Origin of the sequence: Psychrobacter sp. Sarcosine-02u-2 (assembly GCF_002836335.1) — a bacterium.
Lineage (GTDB): Bacteria > Pseudomonadota > Gammaproteobacteria > Pseudomonadales > Moraxellaceae > Psychrobacter > Psychrobacter faecalis.
In genome coordinates this window covers 25,563-44,979 of record NZ_PJBX01000123.1, presented here as the reverse complement: position 1 = coordinate 44,979, position 19,417 = coordinate 25,563, and the positions used below count along the sequence as shown (strand labels likewise).

At 44.3% G+C, this 19,417-nt stretch carries 15 protein-coding genes, 2 tRNA genes, 1 other RNA gene and 1 pseudogene; 8 read left to right on the top strand and 11 right to left on the bottom strand.

Going from position 1 to position 19,417, the window contains the following annotated elements:
- The coding region (locus tag CXF58_RS03400; protein ID WP_145989795.1) for an IS3 family transposase at nt 1–255 on the top strand (255 nt) is incomplete at its 5' end.
- A gap of 89 nt (nt 256–344) precedes the next feature.
- On the opposite strand, the gene CXF58_RS03395 is transcribed toward CXF58_RS03400, so the two are convergent.
- A complete protein-coding gene (locus CXF58_RS03395; protein WP_011280732.1) occupies nt 345–1,067 on the bottom strand; it encodes a Bax inhibitor-1/YccA family protein in 723 nt (240 codons plus the stop codon).
- A gap of 309 nt (nt 1,068–1,376) precedes the next feature.
- On the opposite strand from CXF58_RS03395, the gene CXF58_RS03390 reads away from it, so the two are divergent.
- Together CXF58_RS03390 and CXF58_RS03385 are read left to right on the top strand one after the other, a co-directional pair.
- Complete coding sequence (locus tag CXF58_RS03390) at nt 1,377–2,378, top strand: NAD(+) kinase (protein ID WP_068404461.1); 1,002 nt, start codon at nt 1,377–1,379, stop codon at nt 2,376–2,378.
- A gap of 62 nt (nt 2,379–2,440) precedes the next feature.
- Nucleotides 2,441–2,752 carry a YeaC family protein gene (locus CXF58_RS03385; protein WP_068404460.1) on the top strand — a complete coding sequence of 104 codons (312 nt, stop codon included), beginning with the start codon at nt 2,441–2,443 and terminating at the stop codon, nt 2,750–2,752.
- A gap of 158 nt (nt 2,753–2,910) precedes the next feature.
- Here the strand turns inward: CXF58_RS03385 and CXF58_RS03380 are convergent, their stop codons facing one another.
- From CXF58_RS03380 to CXF58_RS03360, 5 genes and pseudogenes are all read right to left on the bottom strand, one after another.
- Entirely contained in the window at nt 2,911–3,285 is a 375-nt protein-coding gene (locus CXF58_RS03380; protein WP_068404458.1) for a HopJ type III effector protein, read from the bottom strand.
- Between the two features lie 174 nt (nt 3,286–3,459).
- Nucleotides 3,460–3,627 (bottom strand): annotated as a pseudogene (csrA, locus tag CXF58_RS03375) (carbon storage regulator CsrA); the annotation flags it as partial.
- A gap of 373 nt (nt 3,628–4,000) precedes the next feature.
- Nucleotides 4,001–5,287 carry an aspartate kinase gene (locus tag CXF58_RS03370; RefSeq protein WP_068404454.1) on the bottom strand — a complete coding sequence of 429 codons (1,287 nt, stop codon included), beginning with the start codon at nt 5,285–5,287 and terminating at the stop codon, nt 4,001–4,003.
- Nucleotides 5,288–5,585: 298 nt separating this feature from the next.
- Nucleotides 5,586–8,258 carry an alanine--tRNA ligase gene (gene alaS / locus CXF58_RS03365; protein ID WP_102076590.1) on the bottom strand — a complete coding sequence of 891 codons (2,673 nt, stop codon included), beginning with the start codon at nt 8,256–8,258 and terminating at the stop codon, nt 5,586–5,588.
- 188 nt (nt 8,259–8,446) lie between these two features.
- On the bottom strand, nt 8,447–10,207 hold the full coding sequence (locus CXF58_RS03360) for a TIGR00341 family protein (RefSeq protein WP_228706528.1): 1,761 nt from the start codon (nt 10,205–10,207) through the stop codon (nt 8,447–8,449).
- Nucleotides 10,208–10,564: 357 nt separating this feature from the next.
- Here CXF58_RS03360 and CXF58_RS03355 point away from each other — a divergent pair, with 357 nt between their 5' ends.
- A complete protein-coding gene (locus CXF58_RS03355) occupies nt 10,565–10,774 on the top strand; it encodes a hypothetical protein (protein ID WP_068404450.1) in 210 nt (69 codons plus the stop codon).
- A gap of 208 nt (nt 10,775–10,982) precedes the next feature.
- On the opposite strand, the gene CXF58_RS03350 is transcribed toward CXF58_RS03355, so the two are convergent.
- The gene (locus CXF58_RS03350; protein WP_180952518.1) at nt 10,983–12,368 is read right to left on the bottom strand and encodes a L,D-transpeptidase family protein; all 1,386 of its coding nucleotides are present in this window, start codon (nt 12,366–12,368) and stop codon (nt 10,983–10,985) included.
- A 427-nt stretch (nt 12,369–12,795) separates the two neighbouring features.
- On the opposite strand from CXF58_RS03350, the gene prmB reads away from it, so the two are divergent.
- The 4 genes from prmB to ssrA all read left to right on the top strand — a co-directional run bounded on the left by prmB (nt 12,796) and on the right by ssrA (nt 16,463).
- Entirely contained in the window at nt 12,796–13,968 is a 1,173-nt protein-coding gene (gene prmB / locus CXF58_RS03345; RefSeq protein WP_068404448.1) for a 50S ribosomal protein L3 N(5)-glutamine methyltransferase, read from the top strand.
- 86 nt (nt 13,969–14,054) lie between these two features.
- Complete coding sequence (aroC, locus tag CXF58_RS03340; RefSeq protein WP_068404446.1) at nt 14,055–15,158, top strand: chorismate synthase; 1,104 nt, start codon at nt 14,055–14,057, stop codon at nt 15,156–15,158.
- A 189-nt stretch (nt 15,159–15,347) separates the two neighbouring features.
- Complete coding sequence (locus tag CXF58_RS03335) at nt 15,348–16,019, top strand: alpha/beta hydrolase (RefSeq protein WP_068404444.1); 672 nt, start codon at nt 15,348–15,350, stop codon at nt 16,017–16,019.
- An 85-nt stretch (nt 16,020–16,104) separates the two neighbouring features.
- Nucleotides 16,105–16,463: a transfer-messenger RNA gene (gene ssrA / locus CXF58_RS03330) on the top strand.
- Nucleotides 16,464–16,661: 198 nt separating this feature from the next.
- Here ssrA and CXF58_RS03325 read toward each other — a convergent pair.
- The 4 genes from CXF58_RS03325 to CXF58_RS03315 all read right to left on the bottom strand — a co-directional run bounded on the left by CXF58_RS03325 (nt 16,662) and on the right by CXF58_RS03315 (nt 19,046).
- Nucleotides 16,662–16,748 (bottom strand) — tRNA-Leu (locus CXF58_RS03325).
- Between the two features lie 122 nt (nt 16,749–16,870).
- Nucleotides 16,871–16,944 (bottom strand) — tRNA-Cys (locus CXF58_RS03320).
- Nucleotides 16,945–17,162: 218 nt separating this feature from the next.
- The gene (locus CXF58_RS13915) at nt 17,163–17,297 is read right to left on the bottom strand and encodes a putative transporter small subunit (RefSeq protein ID WP_219621718.1); all 135 of its coding nucleotides are present in this window, start codon (nt 17,295–17,297) and stop codon (nt 17,163–17,165) included.
- A 102-nt stretch (nt 17,298–17,399) separates the two neighbouring features.
- Nucleotides 17,400–19,046 (bottom strand): sodium:solute symporter family protein, encoded by a 1,647-nt coding sequence (locus CXF58_RS03315; RefSeq protein ID WP_198328706.1) that lies wholly within the window; start codon nt 19,044–19,046, stop codon nt 17,400–17,402.
- Between the last annotated feature and the right edge of the window lie 371 nt (nt 19,047–19,417).

The window sequence follows — 19,417 nt, the reverse complement described above, 5'->3', positions numbered from 1 at the left end:
CCGTTTGCGAATACGCTTAAAGAGAATCATATTAAGCAAAGTATGAGCCGAAAAGGGAACTGCTTAGACAATGCATTGATGGAAGGCTTCTTCGGTACACTAAAGTGTGAGACTATTTACCTTGAAAAGCCGACCTCGATTGAGGCTTTAGAGAAACAGATTCATGAGTATATGCATTATTATAATCATGAAAGAATTCAGCTTAAACTAAAAGGACTGAGTCCTGTTAAGTACAGAGCTCAGTCCTTGTTGTAAACTTAAACCGTCCAAGTTTAGGGGGTCAGTTCATAAAGACGGTTTTTTTTATTTTAATTATTTTAAATAACGGCTAAACAGGGTTTAGATTAGTCTTGCAGGTAACTTAGCAGACGCATAAATTCGATATACATCCACACTAGCGTCGCAAGAATACCGATACTAAATAACCATTCGTAGTCTTCTGATACGCCCATCGCCACACCGCGATCGATATTATCAAAGTCCAATAGCAGCGTAAAAGAGGCGATAACAATCACAAATAAGCTAAAGCCGATAGCGATAGCGCCACCTTCGAATAAGAAAGGTAAGCTCGAGCCGAACGCTAAAGATAGCACCCACTGCGCCACATAAACCAACATGATAGCAATCAATGCTGAGGTGACGATTGAGCGGAATTTCTCAGTAACTTTAACCAAACCTGAGCGATACAGCCCTAGCATGACCGCTGCGGTGACAAAGGTCGCACACATCGCAGTGACAGGCACGCTTGGGTACATGCGCATAAAAAATAGCGAGATACCACCTAAAAAGATACCTTCCAATAACGCATAAGGTACGGCAAAGGTTTTGGCTTTTTGCGGCTTAAAGGTAATAAAAATAGCAAGACCAAAGGCGGCAAACATACTACCAAAAGCGGCCATGGTGATAAAGCCTTGTGATAGGCCTGCCATTAACGCATAAAAGAAAAATCCAATACCCGTAATCGCCGATAGTCCAAGCAATAAACTGGTCTTTTGAATCACACCCTTTACCGTCATCGGCGCGCCGCCAACGGCAAGCTCTGCGCGACTGACAATAGGATTTGCCATAAAGTTGTCCTTTTTAAAATATAAATAACTAAGATGCCAGCTACTTTAGCAAAACCGCCATTATTGTCAACTGTGTTTACGTGAGCGCATGCAAGGCATCACATGGCTATCGAGCCTTAATTAACTAGGGAATATCGACATATAAAGCGGTAATGATTAGCAAAACAAATACGCTTAAAAGTGGCGTATGATAGAGGATATATGGGGCCAATTACGACAGTTAACAACGAAACTTCATAAACATGCTAGTCTAAGCGCTGATTTCTCGTTATCATTGCACTGTATTTTATCGTTATGCCGAGTCGTTTTATGGAAAACTCAGCGCAGTCCGCCCGATTGCCGCACTTACATGAATCAGAGCTGTTTCATGCCATCAAAAACCCAGCGTTTAGGCGCATTGGTTTGATGGGCCGCGCCGGAAAACGCAGCGTGACCCAAAGTCTGGTACAGATTGCCAATACCATCAATGAGATGAATCTGACATTGATTATGGATGTGCAGACGGCCAATTTGCCTACTTTGAACCTCACCGAAATTGAAAAAGTTAAAATCGTCAAACGTAGCTTGATTGGTGAGATTTGCGATTTAGTTATCGTAGTAGGCGGCGATGGTTCGATATTGCATGCCGCCGAAGCATTGGCGCGTTATCGGGTGCCAGTTCTAGGGGTCAACCGTGGTCGTTTGGGGTTTTTGGCCGATGTTAAGCCCAATGAAGCGGCCTTTAAACTACGCCAAGTATTGATGGGCGATTATCAGTTAGACCACAGGTTTTTGCTGACCATGGAGATTCGCGAAGGGCGAAAAATCATTCACGAAGATATGGCGCTCAACGATGTGGTGCTACATGCGGGTAAATCGGTGCACATGATTGATTTTCAGATGAAAATTGACGGGCACGATGTCTATCGTCAGCATAGCGATGGTCTCATTGTGGCGACGCCGACAGGTTCCACTGCTTATGCACTTTCAGGTGGTGGTCCGATTATTCATCCGAGTATGGATGCCATTTGTTTGGTGCCGATGCATCCACATACCTTATCCAGTCGTCCGATTGTGGTTAGCGGCACCAGCGAGATTTGTATTCGTATTCATGAGGACAACCGCACCCAGCCACAAGTCAGTGCCGATGGTAAGCCGAGTATCGCGCTCGACCAAGAGCAGCGCCTTTATATTCGTAAGCATCCTGATAAGCTGACCTTGCTCCATCCGCCAGGGTTTGATTTTTATGAAGCCTGCCGCACCAAATTACACTGGAACGTCCATGCCGAAGAATTCAGTATGGACATCGATGATGATATTATAGAAGAATGAATGCAGTGCTAGATTTCTCAAAACAGTACTGGATTATAAAATAGTCGCGGAGAGTAGGTACGATGGACAAACAAACGATATTAGCAAGTGTCACACCAGAAGTGGTAGAGAAGTTTCGCCAAGCCATTGAGCTGGGTAAATGGCCGGATGGTCGTAAGCTCACGCCTGAGCAGCGCGAAACTTGTATGCAAGCGGTGATGGTATGGGAGCATGAGCACCTGCCGCCAGCCGAGCGTACTGGCTATATTCATAAACCCGTACGAGACGATGGCTCTGTCGTGGGCGCGGAATGTGATGTCGAGCACGAGCATCATTATCCCAATATGCCCAATCCTAAAGGGGCAGTACAACCCGTTAAATTCCATAATAAATAAGCAATAGCTTTGTCGCAATTAATTGAGATAAATAAGCGGCTAAGCGGCATTAAGCCAAAAGCACCAAATTGAAGGTAGGAAACAGCAAAAAGCCACGCTAATTGCATAGCGTGGCTTTTTTAATACTTTTAAAATAGATAGTTAGCGAAAATAGAAAACTACAGCGCGCTAGTATCAACACTTGGACGCGGCGTTAATGGATTTTTTTCCATCAAAAATCCTTGCCAGCCCCAATGTAAAAAGTTACGAATATTGGCATGGTCGGTACCCTTTGGCGTCGCTTGTACCTTGGCATAATGTTCACCAAACAGCTTTAGCGTGTCCAATTGGTTTAGACCATGGTGCTTAGCGAAACCAAAAATCTTGGCGCTGCCTTCGTTTTCGCCCGCTGCATTGTGCAGCATACCATTAACAAAAGGCGCTGGCGCATAGCGATAAAAATCATCAATAAAGCTGATGACATCATTGAATCCAATGGCTTTTTTATTCAAACCATTAAGTAGAGCCGATACATCTGATTGACGGATACTCATAAATACATGACCTCAGAGCAGATTAGAAAGCAAAAATAGGGTGCTTAATTTATGCCCAATAATTATTGATAGTTAGTTAACGAACAAGCGATCAACTTAGCGATTAAAATAGTCTTCATCATCGAATGAAGGTGCAAAGCTGCCTTGCTCAAGATGTTGCATTTGCGATTGTACCGTGCGTTCATGCTGAATACGCTGATAAATCTCTTCACGGTGTACCGCAATATCTTTTGGCGCATTGACGCCGATTCGTACTTGATTGCCTTTAACGCCTAGGACAGTCACACTGACCTCATCGCCAATCATTAGCGTTTCGCCCACGCGGCGTGTCAAAATTAACATGCGTCACACTCCTTATGTCGCATCAACAGATTATTACTCATCAGATTGCGTCTCAATTACAGGACATTACTCTAGTACTAAATAGGCAGAGCAGTCATTATAAAAACTCTGCGTCACCTAATACTCATAGCGGTAATGATAGATAAATTCATTTAGCCCAAATGAAAGCCCCATTATAGGGGGCATAACAGATACTGTCACGGATTTTCACAAAACTATTAGGTATATACTTACCTGAGCAATAGTAATAAAAGAAAATAGAGCCTAAAAAGACTCTATTTAATCAAAGTTTTACTAAAAAATAATCGCTATTTAGCCAATCGTTATTAAACCAGAAGTATCTTACAGCGATATAATGTATAGCCTTTACACATTATAACCCAGCGATTGTGCTGTCGCCGTCTTCACGGTCAAGACCAAAGGCGGTGTGTAACGATTTCACGGCCTTTTCTAAATGCTGCTCTTGGATAAGTACCGAAACTTTTATTTCACTGGTCGATATCATTTGGATATTGATGTTGTTTTCGGCCAAAGTCTGGAACATAAGGCTGGCAACTCCTGCATGCGAGCGCATACCAACCCCGACCAATGACACTTTTACCACTTCGTTATTGGCCAAGATCTCTTTGGCACCAATTTCATCTTTGACTTCGTTTTCTAGCACTTTCATGGTTTTATCCATGTCCGTACGGTTGACGGTAAAAGTAAAGTCAGTAGTGCCATTGGTCGATAAGTTTTGCACGATCATATCGATTTCGATATTGGCGCGACCGATAGGGCTTAGGATGGCAGAGGCGATACCAGGATGATCGGGTACACCGCGCACGACTATTTTTGCTTCGTCGCGATTAAAAGCGATACCTGAGATGATTGCCTGTTCCATGTTGTCTCCTTCGTCTATCGTAATTAGGGTGCCGACATTGTCTTGAAAGTCTTGGTCGAAGCTACCATCGTTGTTTTCATCAAAGCTAGATAATACGCGTAGAGGCACGCCGTATTTGCCAGCAAACTCTACTGAGCGAATCTGTAAAATCTTAGAGCCAAGGCTTGCCATCTCAAGCATTTCTTCAAAGGTAATCTTTTCAAGTTTTTTGGCTTTTGAGGTCACGCGTGGGTCAGTGGTATAAACGCCATCGACATCGGTATAGATTTGGCATTCATCAGCGCCTAAGGCTGCGGCAATGGCCACACCTGTGGTATCCGAGCCGCCGCGACCTAAGGTTGTGGCGTTACCTTCTTCATCGATACCTTGGAAACCTGCCACGATGACAATGTTGCCTGCATCTAGTTGCTCACGGATGTTTTTGTCATCAATGCTTTCGATACGCGCTTTGGTGTGGGCACTATCGGTTTTAATGGCGACCTGACGACCGGTGAATGAACGGGCGCCAATACCAAGCTCTTTAATCGCCATCGCCAGTAAAGAGATAGAAACCTGTTCGCCCGTTGAGACCATTTGGTCGTATTCGCGTGGATCAGGTTGGCTGCTGATTTGGCGTGCTAAATCAATCAAACGGTTGGTTTCACCGCTCATGGCAGACACAACTACGATCACTTGATGACCGTTGTCATGCCAACGTTTGACTCGTTTGGCGACATTTTTGATGCGGTCGATACTGCCCATCGAGGTGCCGCCGTATTTTTGTACTATTAACGCCATAAAAATCTACCTATTATTCACCAATGGCCATCTGTTACTTATCGACATCAATCCATCATGGCGCGGTCTGCCATGACAGTGCAAGATTCATTTTAATAACGATAAAGCCGAATTATAAAAATTGCGCCCTTTATTTGCTCTGCTATTTTACTGTTTATACCCATACACTTGATATGCTGACAGTCGTTAAGCGTGCTACTTTATACCATATTAGCGGTATAACTTTAAGTGCTAGCAAGCATTAGATATATGGCGATTGGTTATAACCGTTATAACCAATCGCCTATATTCCTACTATTTACGCCAGCTTTTCTGCAACCCAAGCGCTTAGTGCACTGATAACGGTATTGGTATTGGCAGATTTTGGCGCACCGCCTTGGGCATAATCAGGCTTACCGCCGCCTTTACCGCCAAGCTCGCTTGCCAAATGACGAATAATATCGCCCGCTTTGACGCGATCGGTCAGCGATTTGTCAACGCTTGCTGCCAGTGCCAGCTGCTCATCTTTATCGCCAATCAGCACGATGATGCTGTACGGCAGTTTTGATTTCACATCGTCTATCAAGGTACGAATGGATTTGCCATCAACGCCACTTAAAGTGCTAATAAGTACCGATGTACCAGCGATGGTCTGCACGTCATCAAGCAAGTTTGCCGCTTGGGCGCTAGCAATTTTTTGCTCTAAGCGTTCTAGTTGTTTTTCCAAATCACGCTGCTTATCTGCCATGGTGCGCACACGCTGTGCAACCTCTGGACGTTTGACTTTTAGCTGAGCTGCAAGCTCGCTTAGTTGCTGCTCGCTTTGCTGCATGTTTTTAATGGCATTCATCCCAGTGACCGCTTCAATACGGCGAATACCCGCAGCAATACCTGATTCACTGGTGATTTTTAACACCCCAATATCACCCGTACGCTGGACATGAAGGCCACCGCATAGCTCGATAGAGAACGGCTTGCGTTGACCATCAACGATGCTATCGGTACCCATGGTCAAAACGCGTACATCATTACCATATTTTTCGCCAAATAACGCCATCGCACCTTGTTTCATCGCTTCATCGATAGACATATGCTCGATACGGGCAGGGGTGTTGGCTTGAATTTGCTCATTGACAAGACGTTCGATACGGCTAATTTCAGCAGCGCTAACCGGTTTGTCATAAGAAAAGTCAAAACGTAATACTTCGCTTGAGACTAATGAGCCTTTTTGTGTGACTGCATCGCCCAGTACTTCTCTTAATGCCGCATGCAATAAATGCGTCGCCGAATGGTTTTTGGCACTCGCCGCACGAATGCTGGACAATACCTGCGCATCAGCCGTTTGCTGAGCGTTAATTTCGCCCATAGTGACCACGCCATAATGGATAATGGCTTGGCCAGATTTTTTGGTGTCTTGCACTTCAAAAACACCTGTCGCTGTGCGAATTTCACCCAGCTCACCCACCTGACCACCGCCTTCAGCATAAAACGGGGTACGGTCAAGGACAATAACGCCTTCCATGCCTTCGGCCAAGCTCTCGGCTGGATTGCCGTCTTGATAAAGCGCATGGATGGTAACGCCGTCTTCTTCAAGCTGTTCGTAGCCGACAAAGGTCGTTGGGTTGTCTACTTGAATGACGCTACTATAATCAACGTCGAATTTGCCCGCATCACGCGCACGTTCACGCTGTGCTTGCATGTGCTCATCGAATTCTGCTTCATCAATCACAATGCCGCGCTCACGGGTGATATCAGCGGTCAAATCAACGGGGAAACCATAAGTATCATAAAGTTTAAATGCTGCTTCACCAGAGAGGGTATCGCCGTCTTGCAAGCCTTCAAGCTCGCTGGCAAGCAAGCGTAACCCTTGTGCTAAGGTTTTGGCAAATTGGGCTTCTTCTTTTTGAATGGCATTTTCAATCGCGCTTTGTTTGTCTTTTAGCTCGGGATAGGCGTCGCCCATCTCAGCAACCAAAGGCGCGACCATTTTATAAAAGAATTCACTGTCCGCACCAAGTTTATTGCCATGACGTACGGCACGGCGAATGATACGGCGCAATACATAACCACGCCCTTCGTTACTAGGGGTTACGCCATCAGCAATCAAAAAGGCCACGGCACGAATATGGTCGGCGATGACTTTTAATGAGGATTGTTGCTCGTTTTCAATATCTAAAATCTTAGCCGCCGCATCCATTAGATGGATAAATAAATCTATCTCATAGTTGCCATGCACGCCTTGCATGATGGCGCTAATACGCTCAAGCCCCATGCCAGTATCGACGCTCGGCGCAGGTAGCGGCAGCATGGTACCGTCTTTTTGACGGTTAAACTGCATAAAGACGCAGTTCCAAATCTCGATATAGCGGTCGCCATCTTCTTCTGGCGTACCCGGCAATCCGCCTTCGATATCAGAGCCATGGTCATAAAAAACTTCGGTACAAGGGCCACAAGGACCGGTATCACCCATGGTCCAAAAGTTATCAGAGGCGTACGGTGCGCCTTTATTATCACCAATACGGATGATGCGCTCACTAGGCAAGCCAATGTCTTTATGCCAAATATCAAAGGCTTCATCATCAGTTTCATAAATGGTCACATACAAGCGGTCTTTATCGATTGCCAACCATTTATCGGAAGTTAAAAATTCCCAAATATAAGCAATACCCGCTTGCTTAAAATAATCGCCAAACGAGAAGTTGCCGAGCATCTCAAAAAACGTATGATGGCGCGCCGTATAACCGACATTATCCAAATCGTTGTGTTTACCACCGGCACGGACGCATTTTTGTGAGCTCACCGCACGCGTATAGTCGCGCGGCTCCATACCCAAAAAAGTCTCTTTAAACTGATTCATACCGGCATTGGTAAATAGCAATGTCGGGTCATTGTAGGGAATCAAGCTCGACGAGGCGACGGGGGTGTGCTGCTTGCTTATGAAAAAATCGATAAAAGCTTGACGAATATCGGCTGAGCGAAATGGCTGGCTCACAGCGGCTCCTTACTGACGAATGGTTTTATTAAATAGAATAAGTAAAATAATTTTGCAAGCGATTTTAGCACAAACGTACCAAGCGTGTTGAAGATTCATCAGCAAACGCAGCGGAAATAAGGCTTAATTTTCTTTATTAAGCAAGCGCTTGTATTAAGTGACTAGGATAAATTAAACCGCCAAACACATCAGTTGGTTAAAATGGTCACATCGGTTTTATCGAGCTTATCTTGAATAAGTGGATGCGACTCAATCACCTGCACGGGCATATAGCGTAGCTGTAAGCGTATCGGTAAATAGTCGGGAAAATTATCTGCCATATCTTGGCTAATAATCGCCTCAATTTGGCGGACGTCATAAAAGGTAGGGGTGGTCTCGCCGCGAATCACCGCGCGCACGACTTGATTGGTAGTGTCTTTATCGAACTGGGTATTGGTCAGCACGTTGCCCTTGTCGCTAAAATAGCTATTAATCGTCTCTTTGACGCTACTTTCAAACCCTTGCTGCTTGGCGTTGGTTTGTAGGTTGATGGTTAAATAGGTCCCTAAAACGCCCAATAACAATAACGTCACCGCATTACGCCGTAAAAAGGTCCAATAAGTACTTGATTTATAATCATCATCGACCAAGCGGCGAAAACCTAGTAGCCATAGTACCAAAGCGTTGGTAAATTGAATGGCGATAATATTGGTCAAGGCCAATAGCAGCGCGCCAAGTCCCATTTGCATCTCACCATTGGCAAATAATATCCCACTGGCGGCAAGCGGTGGCACCAATGCCGTAGCCACTGCGACCCCAACCACAGCGACCGATAGGTGCGGCGAAACCATCGCATAAGCACCTGCCGTACCACCAGCTAAAGCAATCATCAAATCCATCGAAGTTGGCTGCGTACGCGATAATATCTCAACAGTAAGTGGTTGATCTTTATGTAGCCAGCCGACGATGAAACCGACCAACACCACCAAAGAGATGCCAAGAAATACTGTAATAAGTGATTTTCGTAATAGCGGCATACGGTGGTCAATAATCGCCAACGCCACGCCAGTGATAGGACCGAGCATCATTGCTACCAGCATCGCGCCGATAACCACCGCCGCCGAATTGGTCACCAAACCATAGCTTGCGATGATAGCCGAGAGGATATTCATCACAAAATACATTTTACTCGGCAAGGCGTTGGCCTCAATCCGGACCCGTACTTCTGGATAGTCTACTTTTTTATTACTGAATTGCTCGGCGACAAACTGCTTATAAGACTCAAGTTTGGCTTCTTTTTTCTCTTTTTTCTCTTTTTTCTCTTTGATCTCTTTGATCTCTTCATCTTCGCTATCTTCTACAGTGTCGTCTGCGTTGTTTTCGTCTTTCACCGTTCTACTTTTCACCGTTCTATCGCTGGTTTGGCTGCTATCTTGAACTTGAGTAACGTCCTGCTCGTTTTGCTTGCTATCTTCTTTTTCGTCCGTGTTTTCTATATTTAAACTTGGTTTTGAATCTTCTTGTAGGCTCTGTTTAGTGAGTGACTTATCAGGTTGGATATTGTTTGAATTTGTCTGGCTAGAGTCAGTCTTATCTGCTGGGCTGACCTCAGCTTTATCCTTCTCCTGAAAAAACGCTTCCGCTGTATCGGTAAAGTCAATGTCTGCATTATCATTTGTAAATTCATCAACAGGTTGAGAGTCGTCAACTTCTTCTGGCGTTTCTAAGGAAGCAACCACCACATCGGGTGCCACCGTTTCCATTTTGATGGTTGCCTCAGGCACCTGCGCATCTTTTGACGCTTCTGCTAATGCATTATCACTATTACTTTCGCTATGCGCCTGTGCTTCGATAACAGCCTCGTTGTCGATATTGTCAATGTTGTCAGTCTTACGCGTGGCTGCAAGCTCGCTAGCGTTTTGAGGGGTATTTATTGGCAGTGAGTCTTTATCGGTATCAGATGAGGTCATAAAAGAATGCTTTATTAAAGAACAAGGTTAGAAACAAGTAGGTAACTAAAATAAGTTAAACGCAGCAGGTTAAAAATTCCAAAACTAAAAAGTAGGAAGTCTACTATTGTAATGATAAATGTCCAATATCGTGTAAATTTCTTGTGCCTAAATAGAGGGAGATAAAAGACAGATAAGAGGATAGTTTGGCTATATTTTCAAGAGAAAAATGCCAAGTACAAATCAATAATTATAATATGGCTTTTAATATGAATCACTTGCTATAAATGGGCTGTGGGTCTATAAGAAAAGGCTTACTATTTGTGTGGATTTGGTGTATAAAGGTGTTATACCCACACAAAAAATGAGGAATAAATCATGAACTGGCCACTATTTTCTGTCATCTATTCAATAGCTGCAACCGTGACCGTCGGTGTATTAATGATTGCTGCTTTGGTCACAGGATTTAACCAAATCCCGCACATCCAAATGGCGGTTGCCGCAGGTATCATTGTATCCATTCCAGCTGCCTTATTTTTTACCAAAAAAGTGGGAAGTATCACGGGTAAGGAAGGTCATAAGGCTTAGGGCTACAAAGCTACGAATTTAAGACTAAGCCATTTCAAAAGCTGGCTATTTCAAAAGCTAGCAGTTTCAAAAGCCCGCCACCATAAAAATTAAAAATAAAGAAAGGCAGCTTAGCTTTAGAATTTATATAAAATAAAAAACAGCCCCTAAAAAGGAGCTGTTTTTTTATTGCTTATAAGGCGTGGTTATGCGTTTTCATTAATAACAACTATTTTAGCTCAACGGTGGCGCCATTTTCGATATTGGCATATACCTCTAACACATCCCAGTTGGTCAAACGGACGCAACCAGCGGATGCTTGGCGGCTGATACCTTCAGGTTTCGGTGAACCGTGTAGACCATAAGATGGCTTAGACAAGCCCATCCATACCACACCGACAGGGCTGTTTGGACCTGGTGGTAGCATATGTACTTGTTTGTCTGACCCTTTACCAACGGTCGCTTTATACCACGGCATTTTTACTTTATTAATGATTTTAAACGTGCCTTGCGGTGATGGCGTCGCATCACTTCCGACTGTTGTTGGATAAGTGGCGACCAGTTTATCACCGTTATAAGCATAAAGGGTTTTGTCGGCTTTATTGGCAACGACGTGATTAATCCGCTGTTTGAGTGGATCGCGCGTATTTAAAACGGTGATGGTTTCGCCAGCTTTATACTGTTTGTTTTTATTCAACTTGTCTAAATAGCGCACGTCCATATGGAAACGCTCACCTAACATCTCTTTGATGTCCTGATAATATAAGCCTTTCATTTTCGACTTAGCCTCTGCGCCTGCAGGCGTGGTAGCAAAGTTGGTTTTTACATCATCTTCGGTGATGGTATAAGTCACTAGCACTGGCTTATTGGCTGGGATATTTTTATTCAAAGCGTCCCATGTTTTTTGATCCATTTTACCAGTTGCAGGCAAGCCTTTCATGGTTTGGAAGTTAATCAGTGCCTTTTTACTGTTCATACCCCAGCCGCCATCAATAGCGCCCGGTGAGGCATGATTCCAATCCAACAACGCCTGCATTTTGATGGTCATTGCGGAGTTGACCTTCATGTTCGGTGTCCAAGTGGCACCGTTGACTTGTTTGGCATAATTAGACAGGTTTAGCGTGGTATATTTTTTACCATCGACATCTTCGATACTTTTGATAGAAGTATCGGCTGGGCGGTTATTGGCTATTGCTGCACTAGGAGCGGCAACAGCTTGGCCATCACTGATGTCATCGGTGCTATCAGACTGTACATCTTTACGCGCTAGCTCTTCGACACTCATATTATCGGCGCTGACGCTTTGTTGCTCATCTGCTTGTTGCGCGTCATTGTCGTCTTCGTCAGCTTCCTGTTTTTCATCAATCAGCTGCGTCATACGATCAGGCGATTTAGGCTTTAAAGCAGGCGTGGCTACGGCAGGCGCGCGACTATCGAGTGAACTGCTGCGGTTTTCTTGCACGTTAAGGCTGACTTTTTTCGCCAAACTAGGCATTGAGTCAGCTTTACGTACTGGTAGAGTGCGCGTATTGTCGGCAGGGGCAGCAACAGCGCTGACACTGGCACTAACAATCGCAATAGATATAGCGGTGATAAGGGGCTTCATTTTCATCATATTGGCTTACTTATGGTTATAACTAATGCGGCTATTATGCGCATAATTTGGACGCTTCGCAAACTTTTGACACATCTTTTTTCGTTTAGGGCTTGCTAAACGTCAACAGTTGACGTATTCACTACAGTTAGGAAATAATTTAGTCATGCTAGTTATAAAAGAGCATTCACATTTGGTTAGAGTCTTGCTTATTTGCTTTATCGTTAAATGCTAGAGTGATAAGAGGTTAATGATACATTTACCTATCATAAAAGTTGCCTTATTTATTTGCAGTAGCTTTTTGCGCTAAAAAATACAGCCATTGGCGCAGCGCAAGGTTTACGTCTATAATGTATGACAAGTTTTTATTTAATAAATCGGCTGTTAAAAGTCAGCGATTTAATCCATCCGCATGTCGTCGATACGCGTGCAATCAGTAAGGTGTGATATGTCAGAAGACCAAACCATGAGCGCAGAAGAGTTTCAAAATCAGTACTTTGCTGATGAGTCGCAAGGCTTAGGTGATGAGATGACCTACAATTTGGAGTCAGAGCTGCTCGGTGAAGACGATGAGTTTGCCAATCTGCGTGCAGAGCTTGCAGAGGCGCGTGAGCAACTGGTCAGTATCCGTGATTTTATTCGTTTTGCGGTCACACAGCTGCGCAACTATGACGTGGTCGTCGCTCAAGGAACGACGGATGAATTTGCCGAAGCGTCGGCGATTGTGTTGCACACGCTGTCCTTAGATTGGGCAGCCAATGATCAGATTCTCGATTGCCGTTTAACCACTTCAGAAAAGCAGCAGGTACTGGGCTTATTAGAAGAGCGTATCGCTGAGCGTAAGCCGTTGAGTTATCTCATTAATTTATCGTATTTCTGTGACCTGCCTTTTTATGTCGATGAGCGCGTCCTAATTCCGCGCTCACCAATCGCCGAGCTGATTCGTCAGCAGTTCCATCCGTACTTCGATGTTAATGAGTTGGCAAAGCCGCTCGGTATGAGTATGAACAATCAAGCTGCCGCCTTCTTTGACCATGGTTTAGAGATTAAGCAGTTGGCGCAGCCTGAGCGTATTTTGGATTTGTGCACCGGTTCTGGTTGTATCGCTATTGCGCTTGCCACCCGCTTTGTTGATGCCTTAGTCGATGCGGTTGATATTGATAAAGGAGCGCTAGAAGTTGCGATGGTCAATGTCGATCATCATGACTTAGGTCATCAAGTTAATGTGATTGAGTCTGACTTATTTGCCAAGATTCCTGCTGAGCATCAATATGAGCTAATCGTTACCAATCCTCCTTATGTCGATGCCGCGATTATGGCCGATTTGCCACCAGAGTTTTTATATGAGCCAGAACATGCGCTCGCTGCTGGTCAGGACGGACTGGATTTGGTACATCGTATCTTGTTTGAAGCGCCAGATTATCTTAGCCCTGAAGGCTTGCTGGTCTGTGAAGTCGGCGATAGTGAATGGGCGTTAAAGCAAGCGTATCCTGAAATCCAATTTGATTGGTTGAAATTCGCTCACGGTGGTCATGGTATTTTTGCTATTACCTATGACGAGCTTATGACTCATCGTCAATTATTTGCCGCTTATGTGCAATTATTAGATGGTAATCAATAAAGTAAAATTGTCACTGACACTAAATTAAAAAACGGCAATTAAAAAGCAGCAATTAAAAAATCGACTTCATTTGTTTAAGGATAAATATGGCTGGCAATAGTATTGGACAGGTTTTCACCGTAACGACGTGCGGTGAGTCGCATGGTGCAGGCCTGATGGCTATCGTCGATGGCGTTCCGCCAGGTTTAGAATTGTGCGAAGCAGATTTGCAGATAGATTTGGATCGCCGTAAGCCTGGAACGTCTAAATACTCAACCCAGCGCCGCGAGTCTGATGAAGTCGAGATTATCTCTGGGGTATTTGAAGGTAAGACCACGGGCACCTCGATTGGGCTTTTAATTCGTAATACCAATCAAAAATCAAAAGACTATAGTGAAATAAAAGACACTTTTCGCCCCGGTCATGCCGATTATACCTATAGTATGAAATACGGCTTTCGCGATTATCGCGGCGGCGGGCGTTCATCAGCCCGTGAAACGGCTATGCGGGTGGCGGCAGGTGCCATCGCTAAAAAATATTTGCATGAGCGCTTAGGCGTACAAGTGCGCGGACATGTTACCCAAATTGGCTCGGAATACAGTCAAGTGCTAGACCCGAGTCAAATTGACTGGGATTTTGTCAATAGCAATCCGTTTTTTTGTGCGGATAAAGAAGCGGTCAGCCGCTTTGAAGTCTTGATAGACAGCTTGCGCCGTGAAGGCACGAGTTGCGGAGCACGTTTGGAGATTATCGCAAGCGGCGTGCCCGTCGGATTGGGTGAACCGGTATTTGACCGCCTAGACGCTGATATTGCCCACGCGATGATGAGTATTAATGCCGTCAAAGGCGTAGAGGTCGGTGATGGTATGGCGGTAGCTGGACAGTTTGGTCATCGCTCACGTGATGAGATGACCCCTGGTGGTTTTACGGCCAATCATGCGGGTGGCATCTTGGGTGGTATCTCATCAGGCCAAGACATCCGCGTTAGTATTGCCTTGAAGCCAACCTCTAGTATCACCACGGCTGGCAAGAGTATCAACACAGAGGGTGAAGCGATTGAGATGCTGACTAAAGGGCGCCATGACCCTTGCGTGGGTGTACGCGCGACCCCCATTGCTGAAGCGATGCTAGCGATTGTGTTACTCGATCACTATCTGCGCCATCGCGGTCAAAATGTCGATGTTAAGCTGCCAGTGCAGTCGATTACTTAAATTTTCTACCATCTATTTATTTGCCCTTTGCCGCATCTACTGCTGTTCTATTAGATACGTTAGAGGGTTTTTTTATGCATGCCTAAAAAGTTAAGTAGGTAAGTTATAAACTCTATTTAAATACGGTATGTCTTGCTTAATAAAACAAACAAATCTGGTTTTATTTATCAGTTGAAGGAACTTAAACACATGAGTAACTATTTAGATGCTGTTATTGTTGAACATAATCCTACAAACAAAGTGATTGACCGAGCCGTCATTTGGCTGCATGGCTTGGGTGCTAGCGGTCATGACTTTGAGCCAGTTGTACCACAGTTAGGTCTTGCGGATGACATGGCAGTACGTTTTATCTTTCCGCATGCGCCTAATCGTCCAGTGACGGTTAATGGTGGTATGGTCATGCCCGCATGGTATGACATCTTAGAAATGAGCCTTGAACGTAAAGTCGATATCGCTCAAATCGAAGAATCTTCTCAGCAAATCCATGACTTGATTGCTCGTGAAATCGAGCGCGGTGTTAAGCCTGAGCATATTGTCATTGCGGGATTTTCGCAGGGCGGGGCAGTGGCGTATCATGTGGCACTTGGCTATCCACAGCGCTTAGCAGGCTTGATGGCGCTGTCTACCTATCTGGCGACCAATGACCATATCAACTATAACGCCGCCAACAAAGACATGCCGATATTGATTGAACACGGTACGCATGACCCCGTCGTGCCTGTGGTTCTAGGCGAGCAAGCACAAAATTTGTTATCGGAGAAAGGCTATAGTGTCGTTTACCATACCTACCCGATGGCGCATCAAGTTTGTATGCCGCAAATTCAAAATATTGGCCAATGGATGAATAAAGTTTTGGCTTAGATAATTGAGCTGTAACTTAATGTAATACAGAAGGTTTTTAGGTTGAAAACTGATAGGCAGGTACTATATAATAGTCAGTCTTATTGGGGATGTTCTGGCTTCGACGCTGGTGATGAAACTCAATGATGCATGTCGAGAGTGTATGTCCTCTCGTTAATCAAACATATATTGTTATAGTCGCAAACGACGAAACTTACGCTCTAGCAGCTTAAACCCTGCTTACTTGGTTGCTGATCACCTACAGTTGGTCAACTAAGTTGAAGCGTCCGCATGTAGGCTCGCCACAAGTGATTGTCTCAATCGCTTGGGTTCAAAAGTAGAGAATCGTCCAATCCATCCTGACTGTCGGATCGGTGCGGATTAAAACTAAAGACAGAAACTAAACATGTAGATTCATGAGCGTAATGCTGGCGGACGCGGGTTCAACTCCCGCCATCTCCACCAAATACTAAAAATCCGATCACATAATGTGGTCGGATTTTTTTTGATTTAAATTTATTACTAAGTTCGGAATGTAAAGTTTTAATGAGAGTAGAAGGTTGATTGATCTATTTGATAGAGTTCAAAGACAATAAAAGCACTGTTTTCTTAATGCGCTTATAAGAAAAAGGCCTCCAATCGCTTGGAAGCCTTTTAATATAATGGTACCCGGAGCCGGACTTGAACCGGCACGCTATTACTAGCGAGGGATTTTAAATCCCTTGTGTCTACCAATTTCACCACCCGGGCAAAACTTGTCTTATCTAAAAGTAAGCTTTCTACTTATTAGATAGTGGTCGCTATTATAAGCATTTCCATTAATAATGCAAGCTAAAATTAACGTCATACTTATATATTTATAGCTAAATAATTGGAGGCTGAGGTCGGAATCGAACCGGCGTTAACGGAGTTGCAGTCCGCTGCATGACCACTCTGCCACCCAGCCAATCAAGGATGCCTATATTAGCAAAAATAATTTAAATTACAAGTCATTTTTTAACGAAACAGCGCTTATTTGCTAAGTTGCCGCTATTTAACCATAAATGAGGCATTATTTGAGCCTTAATAAGGTAAAAGGACAGCAAAAGTGGTGCAAATGAAGTCATCGCCAAACCTAAATTCAGTGATGACTTGTTAAAAATAGTTATTCTAGTTTAGCGCTTGCTAGACAATATCTTGATTATTACGTTTTGCTTTTTTGAAATCGCGATAAGTTGCGGTACAGATTAATGTCAGCACCCCAAGGGTAATCGCCGGCCAGACGAGGATATAAAATCCATAGATAAAGACGTTTTCCATGATGTCTCCTTATAGTGTTTATATAAATTTTTTGCTTACTAGATTTTAGTAACAATGGCTAGCCAAGCATTGGTTAACCATCAATGACTAATGAGTTTTTGCTTAAGTTTTTGGTAACGTTTGTGCTTGCGGCTGTTTATCGTAGTTGCCCACCCGCTGTTTAATGAGGTCAAAATCAAAATGCTCGTCACCCATAAGGCTAACAATCACGCAGACGATGGTACTGGCACCGTAAGCGGTCAAGGAAGCCAGCAAGACCATATATTGGCGTAAAAAGCCGGTGGCAAAAATGAGCATCAGTACGAGCGTAATAGCGGCGGCGCCCACACCGATTTTGCGTCCTAAAAAGCCAAAGACCATGAGTCCAATGACGACAGCAGCACCAACACTGGCCAAAATTTCAAAAAATAGTGCGGTGAAGCCTTCAATGGGAATCAGCTCAAAGCGCGCGACGCAAAATAATAACAACCCGACGATGACGGCTGAGGTAAAGGCCACATTGGTGACGCGATTCCAGAACACACTAGCAATCACAGGGAATACAATGGTGCCCCACAATGCGCCAACGAAGACCAGCATGACCAATATATCAAGCTTAAAGCTGGCAAAAATCAATCCGGCAGCGGTGGCAATAATCATGGTTGAGCGTCCAACCAGCATCATGGTTTTTGGTTTTACGCGCCCTTTAGCGATATTTTTGCCATAAACGTCCGCCATCATAATCGTTGATAGCGCCGATAAATCTGAGTCAGCGGTTGAGGATAACGAGCCAATGACCAAAATAAAGAACAAGGCAATAAATACCGGATGCAAATAAGTACTAACCATTTGCGGGATTAAGTTATTCATATTGCCATCGAGCGGTTCAATACCAATGGTCAAAGCCATCAAGCCAATCATACCAAGTCCAATGACGATGCCCGCGTAGCCGACCGTTGCAGTGACAAAAGTGGCTTTGATTTTGCTTTTATCAATGGCAAATAATCGCTGGGTAATGGTTTGGTTGCCGATAGCATAAGCCAATACCGCGACAAAATAAGGCGCCCCTTGCTGAAAAAAGGCTTCGGAAGAAAACAGGTTTTGCTGCTCTAAGGTTAAGTTTGATAAGCCACTGACCATGACCGATGGCCCGCCCATGGCAAATAGCACCGCAGGGATGATGATGACTCCAATCGCCATCAAAGCAACTAATTGAGCAAAATCGGTAAATACGGACGCTCGAAATCCAGAGGTTAACGTATAGCTGAGCACTCCGACACCTGCGATAATGACGCCGGTCTGAAAAGATAACGGCGATAATACTGATACCAAAGCACCAGCAGCGGTGAAGTTGACCATCAAGCTAATTAAGCTGCCCATAAGATTAGATATTGCTAAAATTAATTGGCTTGATGATCCGTGGCGCGCGTGGATAAGTTCACCTAAGGTGTGTCCATTAGGAGCAAGTTCGCGAAAGCGCATGCCAAAAGGGTAGATGAATAAAATCATCAAGGCGCCCCAAAAACCATAATGTAGCGGTCCTGAAACGCCGTATTTATAACCGGAGGTTGCAGCCGCATAAAACGAGGCTGCCCAAATCCAAGTTGCAGTCATACTCGCCGCGCCCATGCCAAAACCGACACCATGACCGGCGACCATAAATCCAGAAGTGGTTTCCTTATCTTTTTTAATCAATAAAGACAGCAGGTAAGTACCGCCATAAAATCCTAATAAAAGTAAAAGAATGGTGATTGATGAAAATTGGAACAATGACTCAGTTTTCAAATTCATACCTCGCAATTGTTTGAAGAATAAAGGTTTGCAATAAAAGTCATGCCACAAACTGTTAGGAATGTAATAGGACGCATTGGTTCTATTCGCTGCTTGTATACAGCGCACAAGCACGCAATGAGGCAAGCCAAACGCTCACGTTAAATGTGATGCCGCTTTTTCATTTAGCACAGCCTGTTAGACAAATATTTGACAAAAAATATAGACTAAAAATTTGTCTTAGAAATAACGGCGGCAACTCTCAATAGGCGTCTGTTAATGGATTGACCATTACGCTGTCAAGTGATGCCTACTCGATAGTAACGAGACGCTAAAAGACGCTTATTGACTAAGCATCTCTAGCAAAAATA